Raw genomic sequence first — 21,912 nt, 5'->3', positions numbered from 1 at the left:
GATCCCAGCTTGCGCTGGGATGACGGGATAGTATCAGGCCCCGCATGACCGACACGCCGCTCAAGCTGTTCAACTCGCTGACTCGCGCAATCGAAGTCTTCGAGCCCGTCCACGAGGGCGAGGCGCGCGTCTATTCCTGCGGGCCGACGGTCTACAACTACCCCCACATCGGCAATATGCGCGCCTATGTTTTCGCCGATGTGCTGGGGCGCACGCTGAGCTGGAAGGGCTACGACCTCACGCACATCATCAACATCACCGATGTCGGCCACCTGACCGACGATGCCGATGCGGGCGAGGACAAGATGGAGAAGATGGCTGCGGAGAAGGCGCAGTCGATCTGGGACATCGCGAGGCACTATACCGAGGCCTATTGGGCGGACGTGAAGGCGCTCAACATCCGCCAGCCCGCCAAGTGGTCGGTCGCCACCGATTACATCGACGAGATGATCGAATTCGCGAAAGGCATCGCCGACAAGCACTGCTACGAGCTCGACAGCGGGCTCTATTTCGACGTCTCGACCGTCGGCGATTATGGCAAGCTCGCGCGCGCGGTCACCGAAGAGGGTGAAGGCCGGATCGATACGGTCGAGGGCAAGCGCAACGCCGCCGACTTCGCCATCTGGCGCAAGACCCCGATAGGCGAGACCCGGCAGATGGAATGGGACAGCCCGTGGGGCAGGGGCGCGCCCGGCTGGCATCTCGAATGCTCGGTCATGGGCGAGAAGCTCTTGGGCTTTCCCTTCGACATCCACACCGGCGGAATCGATCACCGGGAGATCCACCACCCCAACGAAATCGCGCAGAACCAGGCCTATTGCTGCACTGGCGGGCTGGACGACGCCGCCCACTCGGGCGCGAAGATCTGGATGCACAACAACTTCCTCGTCGAGCGGTCGGGGAAGATGTCGAAATCGTCGGGCGAGTTCCTGCGGCTGCAACTGCTGGTCGACAAGGGCTACCACCCGCTCGCCTACCGCATGATGTGCCTCCAGGCGCATTACCGCAGCGAGCTGGAGTTCTCGTGGGAGGGGCTGGGCGCAGCACTCACGCGGCTGAAGCGCATCGTGATGGCGGTCGAGCGGTTGAAGGACGCACCCGCAGGCGATCCCTCGCACCAGAAGTTCGCTCCCATGCGCGCAAAATTCGCCGAGGCCGTTTCGGATGATCTCAACACGGCTGTCGCGCTGGTCGCTCTCGAAGAGGCGCTCGCGGTCAAGAAGGTCGATGCGGGCATCAAGCGCGCGGTAATCGAGGAGATGGACGCGGTCCTCGGTCTCGACCTGTTTGGCCTGACCCGCACCGATCTGCGTATTCGCCCCAAGGTCGCGCAAATCACCGAAGCCGAGATCGTGGCCGAGCTGATCCGCCGCAAGGAGGCGCGCATGGCCAAGGATTTCGCTACTTCCGACGCGATTCGCGAAAGCCTTGGGGAAAAAGGCGTGGAGGTGATGGACGGCGACCCGCTCGGTTGGGAATGGAAGCTCTGACCATGGCCGATCCGCAGACCCTCCTCTGGCAGCATCTCAAGGATACGCCGAAGGGCTTGCAATTCGTCCGCGACCATGAAGCCGGGGGTTTCGTCCTCCCGCTCTACTGCGCCGAGGCGCATCTCGCGATCGAGGTCGACGACGATCCCTTCAAGCCGAAGAACGACAGCGAGCGCGAACGCTGGCAGGAACAGCACCGCGTCGACATCATGCAGGTCCCGCCCAGCCATGTGCTGCGCAATGCCAGCGAAGTGGCCGCGGCGATCCTCGACATCGCTGGTCGCCGCAAGGAACGGTTTGCGAAAATCGGCTGAAGCGGCAACAGGTGGCATCGAGGAGAAATCGATGACCAAAGCCGTATTGTCCGCCCTCATCCGCCCACTGGTCGAGCCGCGCCTGCCCGATTGGGTCGAGCCGCTGTGGTTCGCAAGCAAGGAGCAGGCGCTGGAGTTCGCGCCGGAAGCGGAGATCGGCTGGTTCGACCTCAACGAGAAAGAGCCGATGATCGAAATCGCGCAGGCCGCGACCAGGCTCGAATGGATGAACTCGATCTATGCCGGGCTCGATTTCATGCCGCTCGATCTGCTCAAGCAGCGCGGTGTCACCGTGACCAACGGCGTCGGCATCAATGCCATCACCATCGCCGAATATGTCGTCATGCTGATGCTTGCCCATGCCAAGGGCTACCGCGAGGTCGTGCGCGCGCAGGAGCGGCACGAATGGCTGCTCGACAGCCCGGGCAAGCGCGAATTGTCGGGCGAGCGCGTGCTGCTGCTCGGCCTCGGTGCGATCGGCCGGCTGGTCAAGACGCGGCTCGAGGCGTTCGATATGAAGGTCGTGCCCGTGCGCCGGTCGGGTGCCGACGGGGCCCTGAAGCCCGGCGAATGGCGCGAAAAGCTGGGCGAGTTCGACTGGGTCGTGCTCGCGGTTCCCTCGACTCCCGAGACGAAGCACATGATCGGCGCGATGGAACTTGCCGCAATGCGTCCCAACGGCGTGCTGGTGAACATCGCGCGGGGCGACGTGGTCGATCAGGAGGCGCTGGTCGAAGCTCTCAAGGAGAAGAAGATCGAGGCCGCGCTGCTCGATGTGACCGATCCCGAACCGCTGCCCGAAGACCACCCGCTGTGGGACCTCGACAATGCGCAGATCACCATGCACCTGTCGGGCCGCGCGCAGACCAAGATGTTCCAGCGCAGTGCGGATCGCTTCGTCGAGAACCTCGAACGCTGGCACCGGGGCGAACCGGTCGAGCCGCAACTGGACCTCGACCTCGGCTACTGACTTGGACCCGGCGGTCTGTTAGTTCGCAAGCCGACGTGTAACGACACGCACGGCGGTCGCGAAAGGGTCGATGTCCTTGCCGGATATCGCAGGTGGAGAATCGCGTAGCATGGCCGATACCAGGAAAGCGTCCGACCTGTTCGTGGAGTGCCTCGAGGCCGAGGGCTGCGAATATATCTTCGGCGTCCCGGGCGAGGAGAATCTCGACTTTCTCGACAGCCTCAGCCGGTCGAAGCAAATCAAGCTGGTCCTGACCCGGCACGAACAGGGCGCGGGTTTCATGGCCGCGACCTATGGCCGCCATACCGGCAAGACGGGCGTGTGCATCGCCACGCTGGGTCCGGGCGCGACCAATCTCGTCACTGCAGCCGCCTATGCCCAGCTGGGCGGCATGCCGATGATGATGATTACCGGGCAGAAGCCGATCAAGAAGTCGAAGCAGGGCCAGTTCCAGATCCTCGACGTGGTCGCGATGATGGACCCGCTGACCAAATATACCCGCCAGCTGCACGCGGGCGACAATATACCGAGCCGCGTGCGCGAGGCCTATCGCCTGGCCGAAGAGGAGAAGCCCGGCGCGGTGCATCTCGAGCTGCCCGAGGACATCGCCGCGGAGCCGACCGCTGCGACGCCGATCCCGCGCAGCGTTGCGCGCCGACCCAGCGCCGAACCCAAGGCGGTGGGCCAGGCGGTCGCGGCGCTGGAAAAGGCGAGCAAGCCGATCCTCGTCATCGGGGCGGGCGCCAATCGTACCATGACCGGTAAGATGCTCGCCGAATTCGTCGAGAAGACCGGCATCCCCTTCGTTCACACGCAGATGGGCAAGGGGGTACTCGACGAGCGGCACCCGCTGTTCCTCGGCTGCGCGGCGTTGAGCGCGGGCGATTTCTGCCACCGCGCGATCGAGGAGGCCGACGTGATCGTCAATGTCGGCCATGACGTGATCGAGAAGCCCCCCTTCTTCATGCATGACGACGGACACACCGTCATCCATGTCAGCAACAAGAGCGCCGAGGTCGACCCGGTCTATTTCCCGCAGATCGAAGTGATCGGCGACATCGCCAACGCGATCTGGCAGATCAAGGAAAGCATCCAGAAACAGGATCATTGGCGAAGCGGCGAGCTCACGCGCTACCATCAGGCGGAACTCGACCATACCGCGACGCTTGCCGACGATACGCGCTTCCCGATCTTTCCGCCGCATCTGGTGAAGCAGGTGCGCGCGAGCCTGCCCGAGGACGGGATCATCTGCCTCGACAACGGAATCTACAAGATCTGGTTCGCGCGTTGCTACTGCGCTTCGCAGCCCAATACCGTGCTGCTCGACAATGCGCTCGCCAGCATGGGCGCGGGGCTGCCCTCCGCGATGATGAGCGCGATGCTCTATCCCGACCGCAAAGTGATGGCGATTTGCGGCGATGGCGGGTTCATGATGAACAGCCAGGAGCTGGAGACCGCCGTGCGGCTCGGCCTGAACCTTACGGTGCTGATCCTGCGCGACGATGCCTATGGCATGATCCGCTGGAAGCAGGCGCACATGGGCTTTGCGGACTACGGCCTGACCTATGGCAATCCCGATTTCGTCGCCTATGCGAAGAGCTATGGCGCGCAGGGCCACCGGGTGGAGAGCAGCGATCATCTGCGCGACCTGCTGGCCCATTGCCGCGACGCGCCGGGCGTCCATCTGATCGACTGCCCGGTCGATTATTCGGAAAACGACCGCATCCTCAACGAAGAGATCAAGGAACTGAGCGCAAAGCTCTAGGATTGACCGGGTGAAGGAGACGCCATGCCCACGCTCAAGGATACCTACCCGCTCTACCTCAACAACACAGCCGCGCAGCCCAACACCGATCTGGAAGTGACCGACAAGTTTACCGGCGAGGTCGCCTTCCGCACCGCGCTGGCCAGCCCCGAGGTGATCGACGCGGCGATTGCGGGGGCGGTCAAGGCCACGGAGCCCATGGCGCGGCTCGCGAGTTACGAACGCAAGGCCGTGCTCGACCATTGCGTCACGCGCTTTCGCGAACGGTTCGACGAACTGGCCTATGCGCTGTGCGTCGAGGCGGGCAAGCCGATCAACGATTCCGAAGGCGAGGTCACCCGGCTGATCGACACCTTCCAGATCGCCGCCGAGGAATCGACCCGCATGTATGGCGAGGTCATGCCGCTCGATATCTCGCAGCGCGCGAAGGGCTATCAGTCGATCTGGAAGCGCTATCCGATCGGGCCGTGCAGCTTTATCTCGCCGTTCAACTTCCCGCTCAATCTCGCCGCGCACAAGATCGCGCCCGCGATCGCGGTCGGCTGCCCCTTCGTGATGAAGCCCGCGAGCAAGACGCCGCTCGGCGCACTCATCATCGGCGAGATCCTCGCCGAGACCGACCTGCCCGAGGGCGCTTTCTCGATCCTGCCCGCAAGCCGCGACGGGGCCGACCTATTCACGGTGGACGAGCGATTGAAGCTGCTGAGCTTCACCGGCTCGCCCGCGGTAGGCTGGGACCTCAAGGCGCGCTGTGGCAAGAAAAAGGTCGTGCTCGAACTCGGCGGCAATGCCGCAGTGATCGTCGACCACGACGCCGATCTGGACGATGCTCTCGAACGGATCATCTTCGGCGCCTTCTACCAGAGCGGGCAGAGCTGCATCGGCGTGCAGCGCATCCTGATTCACGAGGATGTCTATGACCGGTTCAAGGACATGCTGGTCGAGAAGACCAAGGGCCTCGTTGCAGGCGATCCCAAGGACCGGGATACGTTCATCGGCCCGATGATCTCCGAAGGCGAGGCCAAACGTCTCAAAGGCTGGATCGACGAGGCGGTCGAGGGCGGGGCGAGCCTGCTCACCGGCGGTGGATGCGAGGGCAACATGCTCGAGGCGACGCTGCTCGAAGACGTGCACAAGGATGCCAAGGCGCTGAACGAGGAAGCCTTCGGCCCGCTCGCGATCCTGCAGAAATTCAGCGATTTCGACGCTGCGCTCGCCGAGGTGAACCGCTCCACCTTCGGCCTGCAGGCGGGCATCTTCACGCGCGACCTGTTCAAGATGTTCGACGCCTGGGACCGGCTCGAGGTCGGCGGCGTGGTGATCAACGACGTCCCCAGCTACCGCGTCGACAACATGCCCTATGGCGGGGTGAAGGATTCGGGGTTGGGGCGCGAGGGCATCAAGTTCGCGATGGAGGACATGACCGAAATCCGGAACCTTGTGATCCGGCGGGACTGATTAGGGGCGGGAGAGGGCAGTTTCTCGCTCGGCCTACCGGAAAGCATACGGTCCGTAAACGACCCGATTGCTGACATTCTGAGTTACTTAGCTGATTGCTCTACCTGCTCTACTTGGCTCGCGAAATACTGCGCCAGCACCTCTTCCCGGCGACTGACATCCGAGATGTGGAGGATGATTGTTTCGCTCAATTCCAGATCGGGATGGTCTGCACAAAAACCGGCAAACCAGAAGGCCTCAGAAAGTGGCTCCTTGTCGTGCCATGTTGTCATGATGTAGTCTTTATCCGGCACCTTACCGAAATCGAACGCTTCTAGATTGGCCCAATCCACACTGTCGTGCCATGCTTCGCACGAGCAACCCCACGCAATGACGTAGCGCGCTCCTATTGACCAAATCCAGTTCGCCACCCGGTTGCGCCACTCATCTGGCACTTCTTCGTCAGCAACAATAATCAGCCGATAAGGCTTCGCTTCGAGCGAAGGGGGCTGTTGGCCTGGTCCGAGTTGTAAGTATCTTGGATCCATCGCTCTGTCATATCAGAGGAATGGAGCGCAGCAATGTCCGCTTCCCCCCCAACCCCAGCCGTTCCCACAATGCGTAACGTGTGACGAAAGCTGCCATGCGTACTGCCTCATCCCTCCTCGAGCAGCAGCAGTTCGCAGCGAACCACCAGCCGCGGCTCGGGGATCAGGCGATGTTCGACCTCGACCACGCCCGCATCGGCCACGAGCTGGCCGGGGATGGCGAATTCGTGATCGGGCAGATCGGCGACGAACTGCTCTCCTGCCTCCACCGCATCCTCGCCCGCGAACAGGATTGCGAGGCTGTGGCGCGTGCCGGCGAAGGTGATGCTGGCCCAGGCCTTCTCGGTATGATTCAGCACCTGTCCCCGATGCGCGTGGAGGTCGGCCAGCGCGGCGCGCAGGCGATCGGCGGCAGTGCGGCGTGTGCGCGGCGGGCGGGGTGGGGTTGCTTCATCCGACATGCGCGGTCTCCTCTTCGCGGACGACCTCGCGCGCAGCGGCGTATCCAGCCATGAACCCCTGGATCCGCTGCTCGGTCCGGTCGCGTGGCTCGCGGCCCATGCGCAGGTCGAGCACGAAGCGCGGATCGTGCGCCGCGAGGCGGCCGAATTTCGTTGCCGCCATCTCGTGCTGGCGGAGGAATCTCTCGATGGAACGGATCAGCATGTCGGGCTCCCCTGATGATGGCCGGAAGTGGCGATTCGCTGTATCTGTTCCGCTTATGTTCCAACTCAAATCCTACTTGTCTAGGAAAAATCCTATGCTATAGGAATTTTCTCGCATGCTTGGCTTTCGTGTCCTTTTGGCAGGGTACGGATGGAGTGGCAGGAGGTGTCGATATGGGTGACGTCATGACCCCCGAACGCGCTCGGCTGGTCGAGCTGGCCGAGGCTGGGCGAACGAGCCTTGCCTCGCTTTCTACCATGTTGGGACGCAATCCCAGCTATTTACAGCAATTCGTCCGCAAGGGCAGCCCCCGCAAGCTGGAGGAGGCCGACCGTCGCCGCCTGGCCGAATTCTTCGGCGTGAGCGAGGTCGAGCTGGGGGCCGATCCCGACCATGCACGCTCGCGCGCTGCGGACGATTTCATCGCCGTGCCGCGCCTGCCGCTGGATGCCTCGGCGGGACCGGGCGCCTTTTCGGCGGAGGAAATATCTTTCGACAGCTATCGCTTCAGCCGCCGCTGGCTGCGCGAAATGGGGCTGGAGGGCGCCGATCTCACCGCGATCCGGGTGGAGGGCGACAGCATGGAGCCGACCCTGCGCAGCGGCGACGAGATTTTCGTCGATCGCAACAAACGCCAGGGCGAGGGCATCCACGTCGTGCGCATCGGCGACGCGCTCCACGTCAAGCAGGTCCAGGCCAGCGCGCCGGGCCGCATCACGCTGATCAGCGCCAACGACAGCTACGCCCCGATCGACCTCGCGCGCGAGGAGGTCGAGGTGATCGGACGCGTGGTGTGGAAAGGGGGGCGGGTGTGATGTTGCGCCGATTACGACGCAAACTCATGCCGAGGATCATTGCTTGGCGGCGAGAGGCAATGAAGCCGCGAAGGCTGCTAACAGATGTGATCTGGGATGTCTCTGAAGCGTGGGAAGAACGATACACGCATGAATGGGATCACAAGGACGCCGAGTGCCCAAGCCAGCCAGAGCGGATGGAGTTGGCGGAGCAGCTGGCAGAAACCGATCCGGCGGGTGCGCTCGAGCTTTATATACAAGCGGCGGCGGACGGGAGTGTCTGGTCGATGTGGATTGTCGGTTGGCACCACGACGGTGGCTGTGCCGTCCCTCGAAACGATGAATTGGCGGAGCAGCATTATCGTATAGCTATCAATCACGGTTCAATGCGAGCCAACATCGATTGTGCGAAACTCCTTAAAAGGCAGGGGCGGTTAGATGCCGCGTTGCGGATTCTCGAAAGGCCGGTTGAACAGGGTTACGTGCCAGCACTGTTCTGGAAAGCATATTACACCTATTGGCGCGATTCTTCGCGCAGGACCGCGCGCCGCGTAGAACCACTATTGGTTTGCGCGATTGACGCTGGTCATCCCTACGCGCGATATTTCCGCAGCTGGCTCGAAATGAAAGGCAAGTTGGGCCTTCGGCAGGTTCGGTCGGGATGGCGGGATTGGTGGCAACAATTGGATGAGTATCGAGACGCCTGCGACGGAAAAGGTAGCGGTGAAAGCCCTAACCCGGCCGCTTGATGTAATCCTCCGACTGCAAGGTCAGCATGTAGTCGGCGATTACCTCGATGTCCTCCTCCACCAGATCGACATCCATCTGCATGGGGTAATTGTGCGCATCCGACAGGAAGGTGACCAGCGTGTCGCGCGTCAGGCCCGGGCTGTTGGCGATATCGGCGAAGCCGGGCGCCTGCGGATTGGGCGAGACGGCATTGTCGATCACCGCGTGGCACTCGCCGCAGATCGCGGTCACATAGGTGGGGGCTGCGCTTTCGCTGGCCGTCGCCGCTGCCGCATCCGCCACCGGGATCGGTTGGGCATCGTAGGTCTGGCAGGCTGTCAGCATCAGCGGGGCCGCAAGAATCGCTGCGATTTGTCTCATCCGTTCGCTCCTTCGCGCGTATCGCGGCATTGTGCCGCAGATGCGCCTTGTTTTCGATGACGAAGCCGACCATTTTCCCCGGCAATGGAAAACAGCAAACAAACTCCCGCCGCACCGCCGATGAAAGCCGGCATCGTGCCTGTGACTCCCTTGCAGCAGAACTGCTCTTTGATCTGGTGCACCGCGACCAACAAGGGGGCACTGGTCGACCCGGGCGGCGATCTCGACAAGCTGAAGGCGGCGGTCGCCAAGACCGGGGTGGAACTGGAAAAGATCCTCATTACGCACGGTCATATCGACCATTGCGGCGAGGCAGGCGTGCTGGCGAAGGAACTAGGCTTGAGAATCGAGGGGCCGCAGGAGGCCGACCGCTTCTGGATCAGCCGCCTCGACGAGGACGGACGCAAATATGGCGTCAACGGGCAAGTCTTCGAACCCGACCGCTGGCTGGAGGATGGTGACACCGTCACCGTGGGCGACCTCACCCTGGAGGTCATCCACTGCCCAGGCCACACGCCCGGACACGTGGTGTTCTTCCACCGGCCGAGCAAATTCGCGATCGTCGGCGACGTGCTGTTCCAGGGCAGCATCGGCCGGACCGACTTCCCGATGGGCAACCACCAGGATTTGATCGACGCGATCACGCAGAAACTCTGGCCGCTGGGCGACGACGTCACCTTCATCCCCGGCCATGGCCCGACCAGCACTTTCGGGCAGGAACGCAAGACCAACGCCTTCGTGAGCGATTACGCGTTGAGTTGATGGCGTCTGTCCGCGGTTGACTGCGTCACCCGCAGCGCCCTGTTCCTTCCCTCTCCCCCGCCCGGCCACCCACGGCACGGTATCTTATGGGTGGCCGGGTGGGGGAGAGGGAAGGCCAGGCAAGGGCCGGACGGAGGTCCGGCACGTATGCAACAAAGACTCCGGGTGGGGGAGCGGGACGGAACAGCAAGCCTTCGACGGATGTCGAAGGCGCAAGCAAGAAGAGAATCCCTACATCACCCCCATCGCGATCAGCACGGCAACGGCCGCCAGACCGAGCAGTGTCAGCATCGTAGTCAGCACGCCGATCATGCGCGGCTTGGTGCCGGTTTCGGCGTCCATGCCGAAGCCATGCGCCACGCGTCCCAGCATGTAAATGCCGGCCACCCAGGCGAGCCAGGGATTTCCGCGGCCCGACAATTCGATCACCGCGATCAGCACGAGCACGAAAGGCGTGTTCTCGACGAAATTGAGCTGCGCGCGCATCCGGCGGGTCAGCGGTCCCCCGGCATCGTCGCCATGCACGGTCTTGGTTGCCTGGCGCATCTGGCCGACGCGCAGGCTGAGCCAGATGTTGATGATGGCGGCGGCTGCCGCGGCGGTCAGTGTTACCGGCAGGATAACGCCCATGCCTCTCCCTCCCTTGCGATCTCTCGAATGACGACCCATCTGGAGTGCTAGGGCGATGCAGTAGACCGCGCAATGCCACCTGCATGGCGGGTAGTGGGTCAGTTTGAAATCTTCTTGTAAGGGCCACGCTTCGTCGGCTTCTCGGCTTCGGCCTTTTCCAGCAGCCTCACAATATCCGCAATATCCCAAAGACGGTCGCTAACGCCAGCGGCCATCGCAGGCGACATACGCAGCGTCTTATGGCGGCGGACGAAGTTGTAATAGACCATGTGAAGCGCGACCGCGTAGGTGTGGTTTTCGATCTTCTTGCTGAAAGCGTTGGTTAGTCGGGTGAAGCGGCGCATGTGCATACGCATGGTGAGATTGCTGCGCTCTACGTGTGAAGTCGAAACATGCGTATCGTCGGGATTGCCCTCCACCCGGCGCTTGCGAATGCCAGTGCATTCGGCGGGGCTGTAGCGGACTTCGGCACTCTTGCCGCCCATGCTGCCATAGAGCTTCACAAGCTGCGCATAGTCCACATCACCGCCGAACGCGCCTTCGACCGCTTCTAGGTAGGCCTTGTGACCATCGGTGGTGAGTTGAACGCGGTTGGCGAGGCGGGCGCGCAGATCATCCATAAGGTCGATTGCCGCTTCGCCCGAACGATCCCCCACCAGATACGAGACGATCAGCTTGCTATCGGCGTCGAGCGCGGTCCACGTCCATACGTCGCCAGCGCCTTCCGGCGCGCCCTTCGCGGTCGCCACGTTCTTCTGTTTCGCATAGCAGAACGACCAGATTTCATCGCACTGGATGCGCGAAGCCTTCACGTCTCGCACCGCTTCGTCGTGGAATTTCATGCACGCCTTACCAGCGTCCACCAGAAGCTTGGACACGGTGTTCTTGCTGACCCCGGTGATGCGGGCAATCGCGCGAATGCTGCTGCCCTCACAAAGCATGTGGAGGATCGTCGAGCGGGTCTTGGCGTCGAGCTTGTTCATGCACATTCCATACCTGACCCTTTTTCCTTGGTCAAGCATAACAGTCAGTTTAACTAGGTGCGTTAAGTCATGTATTGACTGCGAATCCCAACCCTGATAGGGGGATTCGACATGAAGGTGGAGTATGCAGACAAGCGCCTCGCAAAGATCAAAACCGACGAAGCCCACAAGCTTGGTCTGCCGATTGCGGTTATCACCGCCGCGAGGAAGAAAATCCATTATCTTGAGCAGGTTCCAGACGAGCTAACGCTCCGGAACTTGCGGTCGCTGCAATACAAGAAACTGAAAGGCGAAAAGGAGGGTAGGAGGTCAATCAGAGTGAACGACCAATATCGGATCGAGTTCACACTGGACAACGATGAGCACCCGCCCGTGATCCGAATTACGGAGATTGGCGATACACATTAGAGAAAGAGATATATGAGCAACGCATCGAGCATGATCGAAGTCCCGCACCCCGGCGAGTTTCTCGCCGAGGAGCTGGAATGTCGTGGTTGGTCGCAGCGTGATCTTGCCTATATTCTGGGCGTTTCCGAGCAGGGCATCACACAGATTGTGAACGGTCGGCGCGGGATTAGCCCGGAAATGGCGAAGGCGCTGGGGGACGCCTTCGACGTGAACCCCGAGTTTTTCACCAACCTACAGAAAGCATATGACCTATCGCGGGCGAAGGAGCCCGATCCTGGCATTGCGCGGCGCGCGCAGTTCCAGAGCGTGTATCCTATTCGAGAAATGATCCGCCGGGGCTGGCTGGAGGATACGGACGTGCCGATGCTGGAAGGGCAGCTTATGCGCTTTTTCCACACCAATGACATTTCCAGTATTCCGCACCTCGCTCATGCGGCGAAGAAGAAGTCTTATGACGTAGATACGCCGGAACAACTCGCATGGCTGTATCGCGTTCGCCAGATTTCTAGTGAGATCGTGGTCCCGCGCTACTCCAAGAAGGCGCTGGAAGAGGTAATCAAAGATCAGCTTCCCGCCCTCATGACCGATCCCGAAGAGGTGCGGCATGTTCCTCGACTACTTGCAGAATGCGGCATCCGCTTCGCCATCGTTGAGCATTTGGATAAAACGCATATCGACGGCGTCTGTTTTTGGGATAGCGGCCAGCCTGTCGTTGCCATGACGACGCGCTTCGATCGGATCGATAATTTCTGGTTCGTCCTCTGGCACGAGCTTACCCACGTCCTCAATGAGGACGGGAAAAAGAAGGGCACGCGCGAACGGGTGGACGCGAACCTCAAGTATGAAATTTCCGATGATCTCCCTCCCGAGGAAAAGCGAGCGAATAAGGCCGCTGCGGACGCGTGCGTTCCTATTCGAGAAATGGATTCTTTTTATGCACGGAAAGCTCCTTACATTTCCGAAAAGGACGTGCTTGGATTTGCGCGCCGAATTAAGCGGCACCCCGGCATTGTTGTGGGGCAACTGCAATACCGAATGGACCGGTATAATTGGCTACCTAAATACAAGGTCGCTGTAAGGAAATTCATCGCGCAAAGTGCGGTGATGGACGGCTGGGGCAATCCGGCTCCTGTCTCCCTTTAAGGAACTGAAAATGGCATCATACAACGAGCAACTGCAGCAGGTCTGGCACGAATACGAGAAGGAAAAGGGCTATCTCCCCTCGACCGCTCGTGATGCCTGTATGTGGGGCGTAGAGCGCGGCATGATCGCAATGCCGGAACTCGATCCCTTCGACGAGCTTGCAAAGGACATGTCCAGGGCGCTGCGGGAAGAATACGGCACCGACAGGTATGGGCGGCGCTATCGCAAGAACCACGCCGTGCGGGTCACAAAGGGTGGCGTCCAGTATACCATGTGGGCGATCATGGGGAATGCCCCGCTGGATCACATGCGGAAAGCGTTCATCCAGCGGCGACAGCAGATCGTCGGTGACTGCGTGCAGCTCGATACGGACGTGAGGGTTTACAACGATCTGAACCCCGAACAGGAGCCGATCCAAGTGCCGTTCGATTTCAGCCCTGACGTTGAAGAGAGTAGGCTAATGATCGAAGGTGAGGCCGCCTAGCCCTTCTTCTTCCATCGGGCCTGTGCGGCGATGCTAGCGATCTCTGACCGCTCCTTTGGCGTCAACGCTTTGGCGCGCGCCTTACCGCCTTTCTTGCCACCTTTCGCCGCTCGCTTTTGAGCATCGGTCGGCTCGTCGTCTTGCTCTTCGCCAGACGCAATATCGACCATTAGCTTCGCAAGCTGGTTGGGATCGCGCGGGCGTTTGGGCTTCTTCTTTGCGATTTTGTCTTGCATACGCAGTCGTTCAATCTCGGCTTTCGCTGCAGAAGTAGCCTTTGATTCCGCGCCTTTCACCTCGCCACTGGAAACTGGATCAAGGGTATCCTCTCCGTAAACGGACCATTCCCAAATGGCTGCTTTCCCGATCCCGCCCCGCGAACGGATTTCATACGTGTAATCGCTCATGCAGTGCATATAGCCCGGTCTGCGATCAAATGCAGGGGCTAGATTTCAAACTGACCCACTACCGCATGGCGACACGGCTTGCATCCCCCGTGAAATTCGCTATAGCGCGCGCCTTCACCGCCACGGTCGGGATATTCGGGTTCACGCGCTCTTGCGGCGTGCCGGACCTTCCCCTAGGGCGGCCACCGAAATTGATTGTAATTGTTTGAGGAACAGGTGCCGCCATGGCCGTCCCCAAGAGGAAAGTATCGCCCCACCGTCGCGGCAACCGCCGTGCGCATGATTCGCTCAAGGTCGAAGCGCATCACGAGTGCTCGAACTGCGGTGAGCTCAAGCGTCCGCACAATCTGTGCCCGCATTGCGGATACTACAACGGCCGCGAAATTATCGCCGTCGGTCTCTAAGACCGTCAGCCAAGCCGGAGAAAGCGCATGAGTTTGCCGCGTATCGCCGTCGATGCGATGGGCGGGGATGAAGGCGTGCGCGTGATGGTGGACGGGGCCGCGATGGCGCGGCGCCGCCACGACAAGTTCAAGTTCCTGCTGGTCGGCGACGAGACGCGGATCAAGGCCGCGCTCGAAACGCATCCCGGCATGGCCGGGGCCTCCGAAATCCTGCATTGCACCGACGTGGTCGGCGGCGAGGAGCTGCCGAGCCGCGCATTGCGTCGTTCGAAGACCACCAGCATGGGTCTGGCCGTCAACGCGGTGAAACAAGGCGATGCGGGCGCCGCCGTCTCTGCCGGCAATACCGGCGCCCTGATGGCAATGAGCAAGCTCGCGCTGCGCACCATGCCGGGCCTCGACCGGCCCGCGCTCGCCGCGCTGCTGCCGACGCTGACCGAAGACGATGTGGTCATGCTCGACCTGGGCGCCAATCGCGAGTGCGACGCCCGCAATCTCGTCCAGTTCGCGATCATGGGCGCGGCCTACTCGCGGATCGTGACGGGGCGTGAGCGTCCGCGCACACGCCTGCTCAACATCGGTACCGAGGAAAACAAGGGTACCGAGGATATCCAGATCGCCGCCGAAACCTTGCGCGCCGCCACCGGGCTGGCGATGGATTTCGAAGGTTACGTCGAAGCCGACAAGATCAACCGCGGCGAATGCGACGTGGTCGTGTGCGACGGCTTTTCAGGCAATATCGCACTGAAGGCGATCGAAGGCGCGGCGCGCTTCGTCACCGATTTGCTGCGCAGCGCCTTCACGTCCAGCTTCCGTTCGAAAGTCGGCTTCCTCGTCTCGCGTCCCGCGACCGAGCTGCTCAAGCATCACCTCGACCCCAACAATCACAACGGCGCGGTCTTCCTCGGCCTCAACGGCGTGGTGGTGAAGAGCCACGGCAGCGCCAATGCCAAAGGCGTCGCCAATGCGGTCGAAGTTGCCGCGCGCCTGCTGGAAGACGATATCACCAACCGCATCAAGCGGGACCTCGGCGAAATCGAACCGGCCAGCGTGGCGGCGAAATGATTCGCGCGGTCATCACCGGGACGGGTTCGGCGCTCCCCAGGAATTGCGTCACCAATGCCGACTTGGCCGAAAAGGTGGATACGAGCGACGAGTGGATCGTCGAGCGCACCGGCATCCGCCAGCGCTACATTGCGGACGATGGCGAAACGACATCCAGCCTCGCGATCGATGCTGCGCGCATGGCTCTCGATGCCGCCGGTATCGATGCGGGCGAAATCGGGCTGATTATCCTTGCCACCGCGACGCCCGACCACACCTTTCCCGCCACCGCGACGCAGGTCCAGGCCGCGCTCGGCTGCGGCGGCGGGGTGGCCTTCGATGTCCAGGCGGTCTGCTCGGGCTTTCTCTATGCACTTGCCACCGCCGACTCGCTGCTGCGCACCGGCATGGCGAAAAAGGCGCTGGTGATCGGCTCGGAAACCTTCAGCCGTATCCTCGACTGGGAGGATCGCACCACGTGCGTGCTGTTCGGCGACGGCGCGGGCGCGGTGGTGCTCGAGGCGCGGGACGTGGCCGAGGACGGCCCCGGCATTCTGGCCAGCCGCCTCCATGCCGAGGGCGCGTACAAGGACATGCTCTATGTCGACGGCGGCCCCTCGACCACCGGTACGGTCGGCAAGCTGCGCATGAAGGGCCGCGAGGTTTTCCGCCATGCGGTGGTCAACCTTGCCGACGTGCTCAAGGAAGTGCTCGACGATACCGGCCAGAATGCCGAGGACATCGATTGGGTGGTGCCGCACCAGGCCAATGCCCGCATTCTCGATGCGACCGCGCGCAAGCTCGACCTGCCGGCCGAAAAGGTCGTCGTCACGGTCGATCGGCACGCCAACACTTCCGCGGCTTCGGTTCCGCTGGCGCTCGATACGGCCATGCGCGACGGGCGGATCAAGCCGGGCGACCTGGTCATGTTCGAGGCCATGGGGGGTGGCTTTACCTGGGGTGCCACGCTCGCGCGGATGTGACGATTGTTCGAAAACGTCGGCCATGGCGTTGCGAAATCGCGCAAATCCCTCTATTGCTTGGGTTACTTCGAAAAGGGCCGCCAATTCGCTCAGGGTCGTATCTGGGGGAAGGAAAGAATGGATATGATGCGCTCCGTGGGCACGCTCACCCGGGCCGATCTGGCCGAGACGATCAACCGCAAAATGGGCCTCAGCCGTGCCGATTCGCTCGACATGGTCGAAGCGATTCTGGCGAAAATGTCGGATGCGCTGGCGAATGGCGAAAACGTCAAGATTTCCGGTTTCGGCAGCTTCGTGCTTCGCGACAAGAAGGAACGCGTCGGTCGCAATCCCAAGACCGGGGTCGAAGTGCCGATCACACCGCGCCGCGTGATGACCTTCCGCGCCAGTCAGCTGCTCAAAGAGCGTATTGCTAACGGCTGAGGACGAATATGGCGACCTTCGACGACGGCAAGGACAAAGACGCGCTGCGCACCATCGGCGAGGTCGCCAAGGCAACCGGAATAAAGGCGCATGTGCTGCGCTATTGGGAACAGCAATTCCCGACCCTCAAGCCGCTGACCCGCAGCGGAGGCCGGCGCTATTACCGCCCCGAAGATGTCGAACTGATCGAACGTATCGACCGGCTCGTGAACCAGGAAGGCTATACGCTGAAGGGCGCCAAGTCGGCGCTCAAGGGCACGTCCGACCCGCAGGCAGCGGCCGGGGAAGCTGGCGTTGCGGAGGCGGTAGACGAGGATGTGCTCAAGCGATTGAAGGCCATTCGTGCGGATCTGAAAGCCGCACTTGCCTAAGCCCCTTCAGCCGTGGCGGATCGCGGCCGATTCTTCTTCCGCTGCCACCGCATATTCGGTGCGGTTTCTGCCCAGCGCCTTGGCACGATAAAGGGCCGTATCGGCATCGTGCAGTGCCTCGTCGAGCGTCTGCAATCGGTCGGTAACCACCACACCGAGCGATGCGGTCGTCACGAGTCCGTCGACATTCAATTCCTTGCCGATCGCGGCGATCCGCCGGTGTAGCGCCTCGGTCGTACGCAGGTGTTCGCCGATCGAGCGGTAGGGAAACATCACCGCGAATTCCTCGCCCCCCAGGCGCGCGGCGATATGATCGGGTCCCATGTGCCGGTCGAGAACGCCTTTGATCGCCGGACCCACCCGCTCGAGCACCAGATCGCCCATCGCATGGCCGAACCGGTCGTTGATCCGTTTGAAGTGATCGATATCGATCATCACCACCAGGCGCCTCGTCCATTCGGCCTGCTTGGCATGGCCGAAGAACGCCCTGCGATTGAGCAGTCCGGTAAGGCTGTCGTGATCCGCCATATACATCGCTCGCTCAAGCGAGGTGCGCAGGCTGTCGCCGAGCCGGCGATTTTCGACCAGCAACTGCGCCGAGCGTTCATGGCCGAAGGTGGACGCGTGCGAATAGGCGATGAAGATCAGGAACAGAATGGTCATCCCGGTCATCAGTGCCAGGCTCTCGCTTGCTCCGGTGATCAGCAGACCCGCGCAGAACGCAGCAAGAAATCCGATCACGAAAGCAGTCGCAAGCGTGCGGACGGGTGACAGCATTGTGACGACGATACTCATGCCGACGAGCGTACCGCCCCCGACCAGCAGCCGGGCGGGGTGCAGGGTGGGGAAGGCGAGCACGGGTACCATGGTCGCGCCCCAGCCGGCACCGCCGATCACCAGCGAGGCGACCAGCCAGCGATACTCGCGTGCTACCGGACGCTCGTCGCTCAGAGCCGCGCGCATTCGCGCAAAGGCGGTGCGCGTCCCGACCATGGCGATCAACCGGAAAACCAGCGGAAAGATGAAATAGGCAGCGGTCGGTAGGACGCAGGCAGCGACAGCCGTTACGAACCAGCAGGACAGATTGGCGAAGATCGACCGTTTCTCGGTGTCGACGATGCCCTTGAGGATCTCGCGTTTTACCTCGCGGTCATTGCATATCCGGGGGTTGGCGGTGAGTTGCTGCTCGAATTGCTTCTGCGTCGCTCGTGCAATCATCCACCGGTCCCACGTCATTTATGGTTGACGAAACCTTAGGCGGTACAGTTTGGAACGGGCCTAACCCGGAGCTAAGGGGAAACCCTTACTCTTTGCACGATGTTAACGATGCAGGACACGCGAATCACTCGGCAGCCAGCAATTCCTCCGCTCCGCCAAGGTCGACGCTGACGAGGCGGCTGACGCCTTTTTCGATCATGGTCACGCCGAACAGGCGGTGCATGCGGCTCATCGTGACCGCATTGTGGGTGACGATCAGATAGCGCGTTTGCGTCTCGCGCGTCATCGCATCGAGCAGGTCGCAAAAGCGGTCGATATTGGCATCGTCCAGAGGCGCATCGACCTCGTCGAGCACGCAGATCGGCGCGGGGTTGGTCAGGAACAGCGCGAAGATCAGCGCGGTTGCGGTCAGCGCCTGCTCGCCGCCCGACAACAGGGTGAGCGATTGCAGCTTCTTGCCCGGCGGCTGGGCGAATATCTCGAGGCCGGCCTCGAGCGGGTCGTCGCTGTCGATCAGCGCCAGATGCGCCTCGCCGCCTTCGAACAGGCGCATGAACAGCCGCTTGAAGTGCGCATTGACCTGTTCGAAGGCCGCACGCAGCCGCTCGCGACCCTCGCGGTTGAGATTGCCGATCGACCCGCGCAGCCGGCTGACCGCCTCGCGCAGCTCCTCCTGTTCGGCCGCGTTGGAACCGTGTTCGCTCTCGATCCGCTCCAGTTCCTCGGCGGCGACCAGATTGACCGGCCCGATCCGCTCGCGGCTGGCGGTGAGACGGTCCATTTCCTCGCCTTCGCCCTCGGCCGAGCCGATTGCTTCCTCATCGAATTCGAACCGCGTCGGCAGCAGCGGGGGCGGGCACTGGAAACGCTCGCCCGAGATCCGCGCCATTTCGATCCGGCGTCCGTCCTGGTTCTCGGCCCGTTCCGTCAGACCCGCGCGGCTTTCGCGCGCCTCGGCCAGCCTCTCATTGGCGGCTGCGAAGGCATGGTCGGCCTGCTGCGCGGCGGCGTCGGCCTCGCCGACGGCTTTCTCGGCTTCGGCAAGGTCGCGCGTCAGGCGCTCGCGCACCTGGTCGCCTTGTTCGATCTCGCGCATCAGGCCTTCGGGCTTGGCGGCGGTGATCGCGCGCTCCTGCTCAATTTCTTCGGCGCGGATCTCCATTTCGGACAGGCGCCGCGCCGCATCGCCGCTGCGCGCCTGCCAATTGGCCATGTCGCTGCGCTGCGCCGAGGCCCGTTCGCGCGCGACCGCGAGTGCTTGATCGTGGCTGGCAAGTTCCGCCGCTCGCGCCTGCAAAGTGCTCCGCGCCGCCTCGTTCTTCGCCCGCGCGGCTTCGAGCGAGGCGCGACCGGCTTCGGGATCGGGCAGGGCATCGCGCTTGGCTTCGGCAGCGGCGAGGTCGGTCTTGGCCGAGGCAATGACCTCGCCATGCTCGGCCTCGCTGCGCGACAGCTCCTCCAGCCGCGCGGCAAGGCGTTCGCGCGCCGCTTCGGCCTGATCGAGCGCGCGCAGGGCCTGGCGTTCGGCATCGGCGGCCCCGACGAGCTCGCGGTCAGCGCCGACAAGATCGCGCTGGAGCTGCGACAATTCCTCGCTCGCGGCATCGAGCGAAGCCTGTGCCGTATCGGCAGCCTGGCGCAAGGCGGGCAGGCGCTGCTCGAGTTCGGCGAAGCGGTTCTCGGCTTCCAGCCGGGCCGCCTCCGCCGCGCCTTCGCCGCGCACCACCAGCCCGTCCCAGCGGCGCAGTTCTCCCCGCGGAGTGACCAGCGAGTGACCCGGCGCAAGCGTGCGTCCGTCGTCAGTCTCTGCGATATGGACCAGCGCCAGAAGCGCGCGCAATTCTTCGGGGCAGGTCTCGACATGGACCGAGAGGCTGTCGGCCACGGCAGCCGGCGCGTCCGCCCCGGTCCAGTAGCGCCCTTCCGCATCGGCCTCGGGCAATCCGAGCAGGGCTTTGCCATCGCGGCCCAGTGCGGCGGCGACCGCGCGTTCGTAACCCTTGGCTGCGCGCACGCCGTCGATCGCCTGCTGGCGCCCGCTGCGTTTCGATGCGGCCCGCTCGCGTGCTTCGCGGTCACGCTTGAGCGCTTCCCATTCGCGCTGCACGCCTGAAAGTTCGGCCTTGGCCTCGGCCAGCGCGGAAGAGGCTTCGTCGCGCGCGGCCTGCAGCTGCGTCTTACGCGCCTGCATCTTCTCGAGCTGTTCGCGCAGTTTTGCGAGCGTGCGTGCTGCCTCTTCCGCTGCCGTCTTGGCCGCGTCGACATCGGCATCGCGGTCCTCGCCCCCCAGCGCCGCGCGCTGTTCGGCCATCCGGCGCCCCTCGGCTTCCACGCGATCGAGCCGCGATTTGGCCTGTGCGATCGCGGCTTCGGCCACGCGCCATTCGGCTTCGACCCCGGCATTGTCCGCGGTTGCCTTGGCCAGCGCGAGTTCGGCGGCGCGGCTGTCGCGCTCGGCCTGCTCGCGCGCGCGTTCGAGCGCGGGGCGCTTTTCCTCGTCCGCTGCCAGCGCCTTTTCGCTTGCCGCCAGCTCGCGTTCGAGCCGCGAGAGCGCCTCGGCCGCATCCTTGGTCAGCCGGTCGGCATCGCCCCGGTCCGCTTCGAGGCGCGCCTTCTGCCGGTCGAGATCGGCGAGGCGCTGCTCGGCAGCTTCGAGCTGGCTGGTGAGCGCAGCCATACGGTGGCCATGCGCGCTGGCATCGTCGCGCCGGTCGGCCTGTTCCTCGCGCGCTTCGGCCAGCGCTTCGGCGGCCGCGCGCTGGGCTTTCTGCGCTTCGTCGGCGTCCTTTTGCGCTTCGGCAACGCGAGCCTCGGCTTCCCCCGCCGCCTTCTTCGCCTCCTCGGCAGCCGCTGCGGCATCGCGCCAGCGGGCGAACACCAACCGCGCCTCGGCGGTCTTTATCTGGTCGGACAGCTTCTTGTAGCGCTCGGCCTGCTTGGCCTGCCGCCTCAGCGAGGCGATCTGGCTGTCGAGCCCGGCCATGATATCCTCGAGCCGCTCGAGATTGGTCTCGGTCTGCCGCAGCTTGCTTTCGGCATCGCGGCGGCGCACGTGGAGGCCCGCGATCCCCGCGGCTTCCTCCAGCATCTGGCGGCGTTCGGTGGGCTTGGCGGCGATGACCTGTGCGATCTTGCCCTGGCTGACCAGCGCCGGGCTGTGCGCGCCGGTGGCCGCATCGGCGAAGATCAGCGCCACGTCCTTGGCGCGCACATCGCGCCCGTTCAGGCGATAAGCGCTGCCCGCGCCGCGCTCGATCCGGCGCACGACTTCCATCTCATCGCCATCATCGTCCTCGCCATGGAGGACGACTTCGGCGAAATCGCGTTGCGGGCGGCTTTGCGTGCCCGCGAAGATGACGTCTTCCATTCCGCCCGAGCGCATCGACTTGGGCGAGTTTTCGCCCATCACCCAGCGGATCGCTTCGAGCAGGTTGGATTTGCCGCAACCATTGGGACCGACGACGCCCGTCAGTCCCGGCTCGATAAACAGTGTGGCAGGTTCGACGAAGCTCTTGAAGCCACTCAATTTGAGCTTCGTGATGAGCATCGCCGCCGTGT

General features: G+C 62.9%; 25 protein-coding genes. 16 read left to right on the top strand and 9 right to left on the bottom strand.

Going from position 1 to position 21,912, the window contains the following annotated elements; genetic code table 11:
• Window positions 1-44 precede the first annotated feature (44 nt).
• The 5 genes from cysS (at window position 45) to ACQY4G_RS00355 (ending at window position 5,997) form a co-directional block, all read left to right on the top strand.
• On the top strand, window positions 45-1,490 hold the full coding sequence (gene cysS, locus ACQY4G_RS00375) for a cysteine--tRNA ligase (protein ID WP_421992216.1): 1,446 nt from the start codon (window positions 45-47) through the stop codon (window positions 1,488-1,490).
• Window positions 1,491-1,492: 2 nt separating this feature from the next.
• On the top strand, window positions 1,493-1,804 hold the full coding sequence (locus tag ACQY4G_RS00370; protein ID WP_067694684.1) for an endonuclease domain-containing protein: 312 nt from the start codon (window positions 1,493-1,495) through the stop codon (window positions 1,802-1,804).
• 31 nt (window positions 1,805-1,835) lie between these two features.
• Window positions 1,836-2,774, top strand: a complete 939-nt coding sequence (locus tag ACQY4G_RS00365) for a D-2-hydroxyacid dehydrogenase (protein ID WP_421992214.1) — start codon at window positions 1,836-1,838, stop codon at window positions 2,772-2,774.
• A 109-nt stretch (window positions 2,775-2,883) separates the two neighbouring features.
• Window positions 2,884-4,539, top strand: a complete 1,656-nt coding sequence (locus ACQY4G_RS00360; protein WP_421992212.1) for an acetolactate synthase large subunit — start codon at window positions 2,884-2,886, stop codon at window positions 4,537-4,539.
• Window positions 4,540-4,563: 24 nt separating this feature from the next.
• A complete protein-coding gene (locus tag ACQY4G_RS00355) occupies window positions 4,564-5,997 on the top strand; it encodes an aldehyde dehydrogenase family protein (RefSeq protein ID WP_421992210.1) in 1,434 nt (477 codons plus the stop codon).
• Between the two features lie 83 nt (window positions 5,998-6,080).
• On the opposite strand, the gene ACQY4G_RS00350 is transcribed toward ACQY4G_RS00355, so the two are convergent.
• The 3 genes from ACQY4G_RS00350 to ACQY4G_RS00340 form a co-directional block, all read right to left on the bottom strand.
• The gene (locus tag ACQY4G_RS00350; RefSeq protein ID WP_421992209.1) at window positions 6,081-6,524 is read right to left on the bottom strand and encodes a DUF7684 family protein; all 444 of its coding nucleotides are present in this window, start codon (window positions 6,522-6,524) and stop codon (window positions 6,081-6,083) included.
• A gap of 107 nt (window positions 6,525-6,631) precedes the next feature.
• Complete coding sequence (locus ACQY4G_RS00345) at window positions 6,632-6,985, bottom strand: hypothetical protein (RefSeq protein ID WP_421992207.1); 354 nt, start codon at window positions 6,983-6,985, stop codon at window positions 6,632-6,634.
• A complete protein-coding gene (locus tag ACQY4G_RS00340) occupies window positions 6,975-7,190 on the bottom strand; it encodes a hypothetical protein (RefSeq protein WP_421992205.1) in 216 nt (71 codons plus the stop codon). The genes ACQY4G_RS00345 and ACQY4G_RS00340 overlap by 11 nt, the downstream gene beginning before the upstream one ends.
• Before the next feature lie 173 nt (window positions 7,191-7,363).
• Between ACQY4G_RS00340 and ACQY4G_RS00335 the strand changes: the two genes are divergently transcribed.
• A complete protein-coding gene (locus ACQY4G_RS00335) occupies window positions 7,364-8,005 on the top strand; it encodes a S24 family peptidase (protein WP_421992203.1) in 642 nt (213 codons plus the stop codon).
• 86 nt (window positions 8,006-8,091) lie between these two features.
• Window positions 8,092-8,733 carry a hypothetical protein gene (locus tag ACQY4G_RS00330; protein ID WP_421992201.1) on the top strand — a complete coding sequence of 214 codons (642 nt, stop codon included), beginning with the start codon at window positions 8,092-8,094 and terminating at the stop codon, window positions 8,731-8,733.
• On the opposite strand, the gene ACQY4G_RS00325 is transcribed toward ACQY4G_RS00330, so the two are convergent.
• A complete protein-coding gene (locus ACQY4G_RS00325) occupies window positions 8,717-9,094 on the bottom strand; it encodes a hypothetical protein (RefSeq protein WP_421992199.1) in 378 nt (125 codons plus the stop codon). The two genes, ACQY4G_RS00330 and ACQY4G_RS00325, sit on opposite strands and share 17 nt — an antisense overlap.
• Before the next feature lie 120 nt (window positions 9,095-9,214).
• On the opposite strand from ACQY4G_RS00325, the gene ACQY4G_RS00320 reads away from it, so the two are divergent.
• Window positions 9,215-9,856 carry an MBL fold metallo-hydrolase gene (locus ACQY4G_RS00320; protein ID WP_291170248.1) on the top strand — a complete coding sequence of 214 codons (642 nt, stop codon included), beginning with the start codon at window positions 9,215-9,217 and terminating at the stop codon, window positions 9,854-9,856.
• Between the two features lie 231 nt (window positions 9,857-10,087).
• On the opposite strand, the gene ACQY4G_RS00315 is transcribed toward ACQY4G_RS00320, so the two are convergent.
• Together ACQY4G_RS00315 and ACQY4G_RS00310 are read right to left on the bottom strand one after the other, a co-directional pair.
• Window positions 10,088-10,486 (bottom strand): MAPEG family protein, encoded by a 399-nt coding sequence (locus tag ACQY4G_RS00315; RefSeq protein WP_421992198.1) that lies wholly within the window; start codon window positions 10,484-10,486, stop codon window positions 10,088-10,090.
• A 98-nt stretch (window positions 10,487-10,584) separates the two neighbouring features.
• Window positions 10,585-11,469, bottom strand: a complete 885-nt coding sequence (locus ACQY4G_RS00310) for an IS1 family transposase (RefSeq protein WP_421992196.1) — start codon at window positions 11,467-11,469, stop codon at window positions 10,585-10,587.
• 111 nt (window positions 11,470-11,580) lie between these two features.
• Here ACQY4G_RS00310 and ACQY4G_RS00305 point away from each other — a divergent pair, with 111 nt between their 5' ends.
• The 3 genes from ACQY4G_RS00305 to ACQY4G_RS00295 are packed head-to-tail and all read left to right on the top strand — an operon-like array spanning window position 11,581 to window position 13,504.
• Entirely contained in the window at window positions 11,581-11,877 is a 297-nt protein-coding gene (locus tag ACQY4G_RS00305; protein WP_421992194.1) for a type II toxin-antitoxin system RelE/ParE family toxin, read from the top strand.
• A gap of 30 nt (window positions 11,878-11,907) precedes the next feature.
• The gene (locus tag ACQY4G_RS00300) at window positions 11,908-13,020 is read left to right on the top strand and encodes a HigA family addiction module antitoxin (RefSeq protein ID WP_421992193.1); all 1,113 of its coding nucleotides are present in this window, start codon (window positions 11,908-11,910) and stop codon (window positions 13,018-13,020) included.
• Window positions 13,021-13,030: 10 nt separating this feature from the next.
• A complete protein-coding gene (locus ACQY4G_RS00295; RefSeq protein WP_421992191.1) occupies window positions 13,031-13,504 on the top strand; it encodes a hypothetical protein in 474 nt (157 codons plus the stop codon).
• On the opposite strand, the gene ACQY4G_RS00290 is transcribed toward ACQY4G_RS00295, so the two are convergent.
• Window positions 13,501-13,911: a hypothetical protein gene (locus ACQY4G_RS00290; protein WP_421992189.1), complete on the bottom strand. Its 411-nt coding sequence runs from the start codon at window positions 13,909-13,911 to the stop codon at window positions 13,501-13,503. The two genes, ACQY4G_RS00295 and ACQY4G_RS00290, sit on opposite strands and share 4 nt — an antisense overlap.
• Window positions 13,912-14,135: 224 nt before the next feature.
• Here ACQY4G_RS00290 and rpmF point away from each other — a divergent pair, with 224 nt between their 5' ends.
• From rpmF to ACQY4G_RS00265, 5 genes are all read left to right on the top strand, one after another.
• Window positions 14,136-14,315, top strand: a complete 180-nt coding sequence (rpmF, locus tag ACQY4G_RS00285) for a 50S ribosomal protein L32 (RefSeq protein WP_067464131.1) — start codon at window positions 14,136-14,138, stop codon at window positions 14,313-14,315.
• 27 nt (window positions 14,316-14,342) lie between these two features.
• Window positions 14,343-15,380 carry a phosphate acyltransferase PlsX gene (plsX, locus tag ACQY4G_RS00280; protein ID WP_067691191.1) on the top strand — a complete coding sequence of 346 codons (1,038 nt, stop codon included), beginning with the start codon at window positions 14,343-14,345 and terminating at the stop codon, window positions 15,378-15,380.
• Entirely contained in the window at window positions 15,377-16,342 is a 966-nt protein-coding gene (locus ACQY4G_RS00275) for a beta-ketoacyl-ACP synthase III (protein ID WP_421992187.1), read from the top strand. The genes plsX and ACQY4G_RS00275 overlap by 4 nt, the downstream gene beginning before the upstream one ends.
• 123 nt (window positions 16,343-16,465) lie before the next feature.
• Window positions 16,466-16,765 (top strand): integration host factor subunit alpha, encoded by a 300-nt coding sequence (locus ACQY4G_RS00270; protein ID WP_198147667.1) that lies wholly within the window; start codon window positions 16,466-16,468, stop codon window positions 16,763-16,765.
• A gap of 8 nt (window positions 16,766-16,773) precedes the next feature.
• Window positions 16,774-17,136 carry a MerR family transcriptional regulator gene (locus tag ACQY4G_RS00265; protein ID WP_291170258.1) on the top strand — a complete coding sequence of 121 codons (363 nt, stop codon included), beginning with the start codon at window positions 16,774-16,776 and terminating at the stop codon, window positions 17,134-17,136.
• Between the two features lie 6 nt (window positions 17,137-17,142).
• On the opposite strand, the gene ACQY4G_RS00260 is transcribed toward ACQY4G_RS00265, so the two are convergent.
• Window positions 17,143-18,354 (bottom strand): GGDEF domain-containing protein, encoded by a 1,212-nt coding sequence (locus ACQY4G_RS00260; protein WP_421992185.1) that lies wholly within the window; start codon window positions 18,352-18,354, stop codon window positions 17,143-17,145.
• Between the two features lie 124 nt (window positions 18,355-18,478).
• Window positions 18,479-21,901, bottom strand: a complete 3,423-nt coding sequence (smc, locus tag ACQY4G_RS00255) for a chromosome segregation protein SMC (RefSeq protein WP_421992183.1) — start codon at window positions 21,899-21,901, stop codon at window positions 18,479-18,481.
• Between the last annotated feature and the right edge of the window lie 11 nt (window positions 21,902-21,912).

The sequence above is a fragment of the Qipengyuania sp. genome (assembly GCF_965277845.1).
Taxonomy (GTDB): domain Bacteria; phylum Pseudomonadota; class Alphaproteobacteria; order Sphingomonadales; family Sphingomonadaceae; genus Qipengyuania.
Note: the sequence above shows the minus strand (reverse complement) of the source record. Positions and strands in the feature narration are given on the sequence as shown.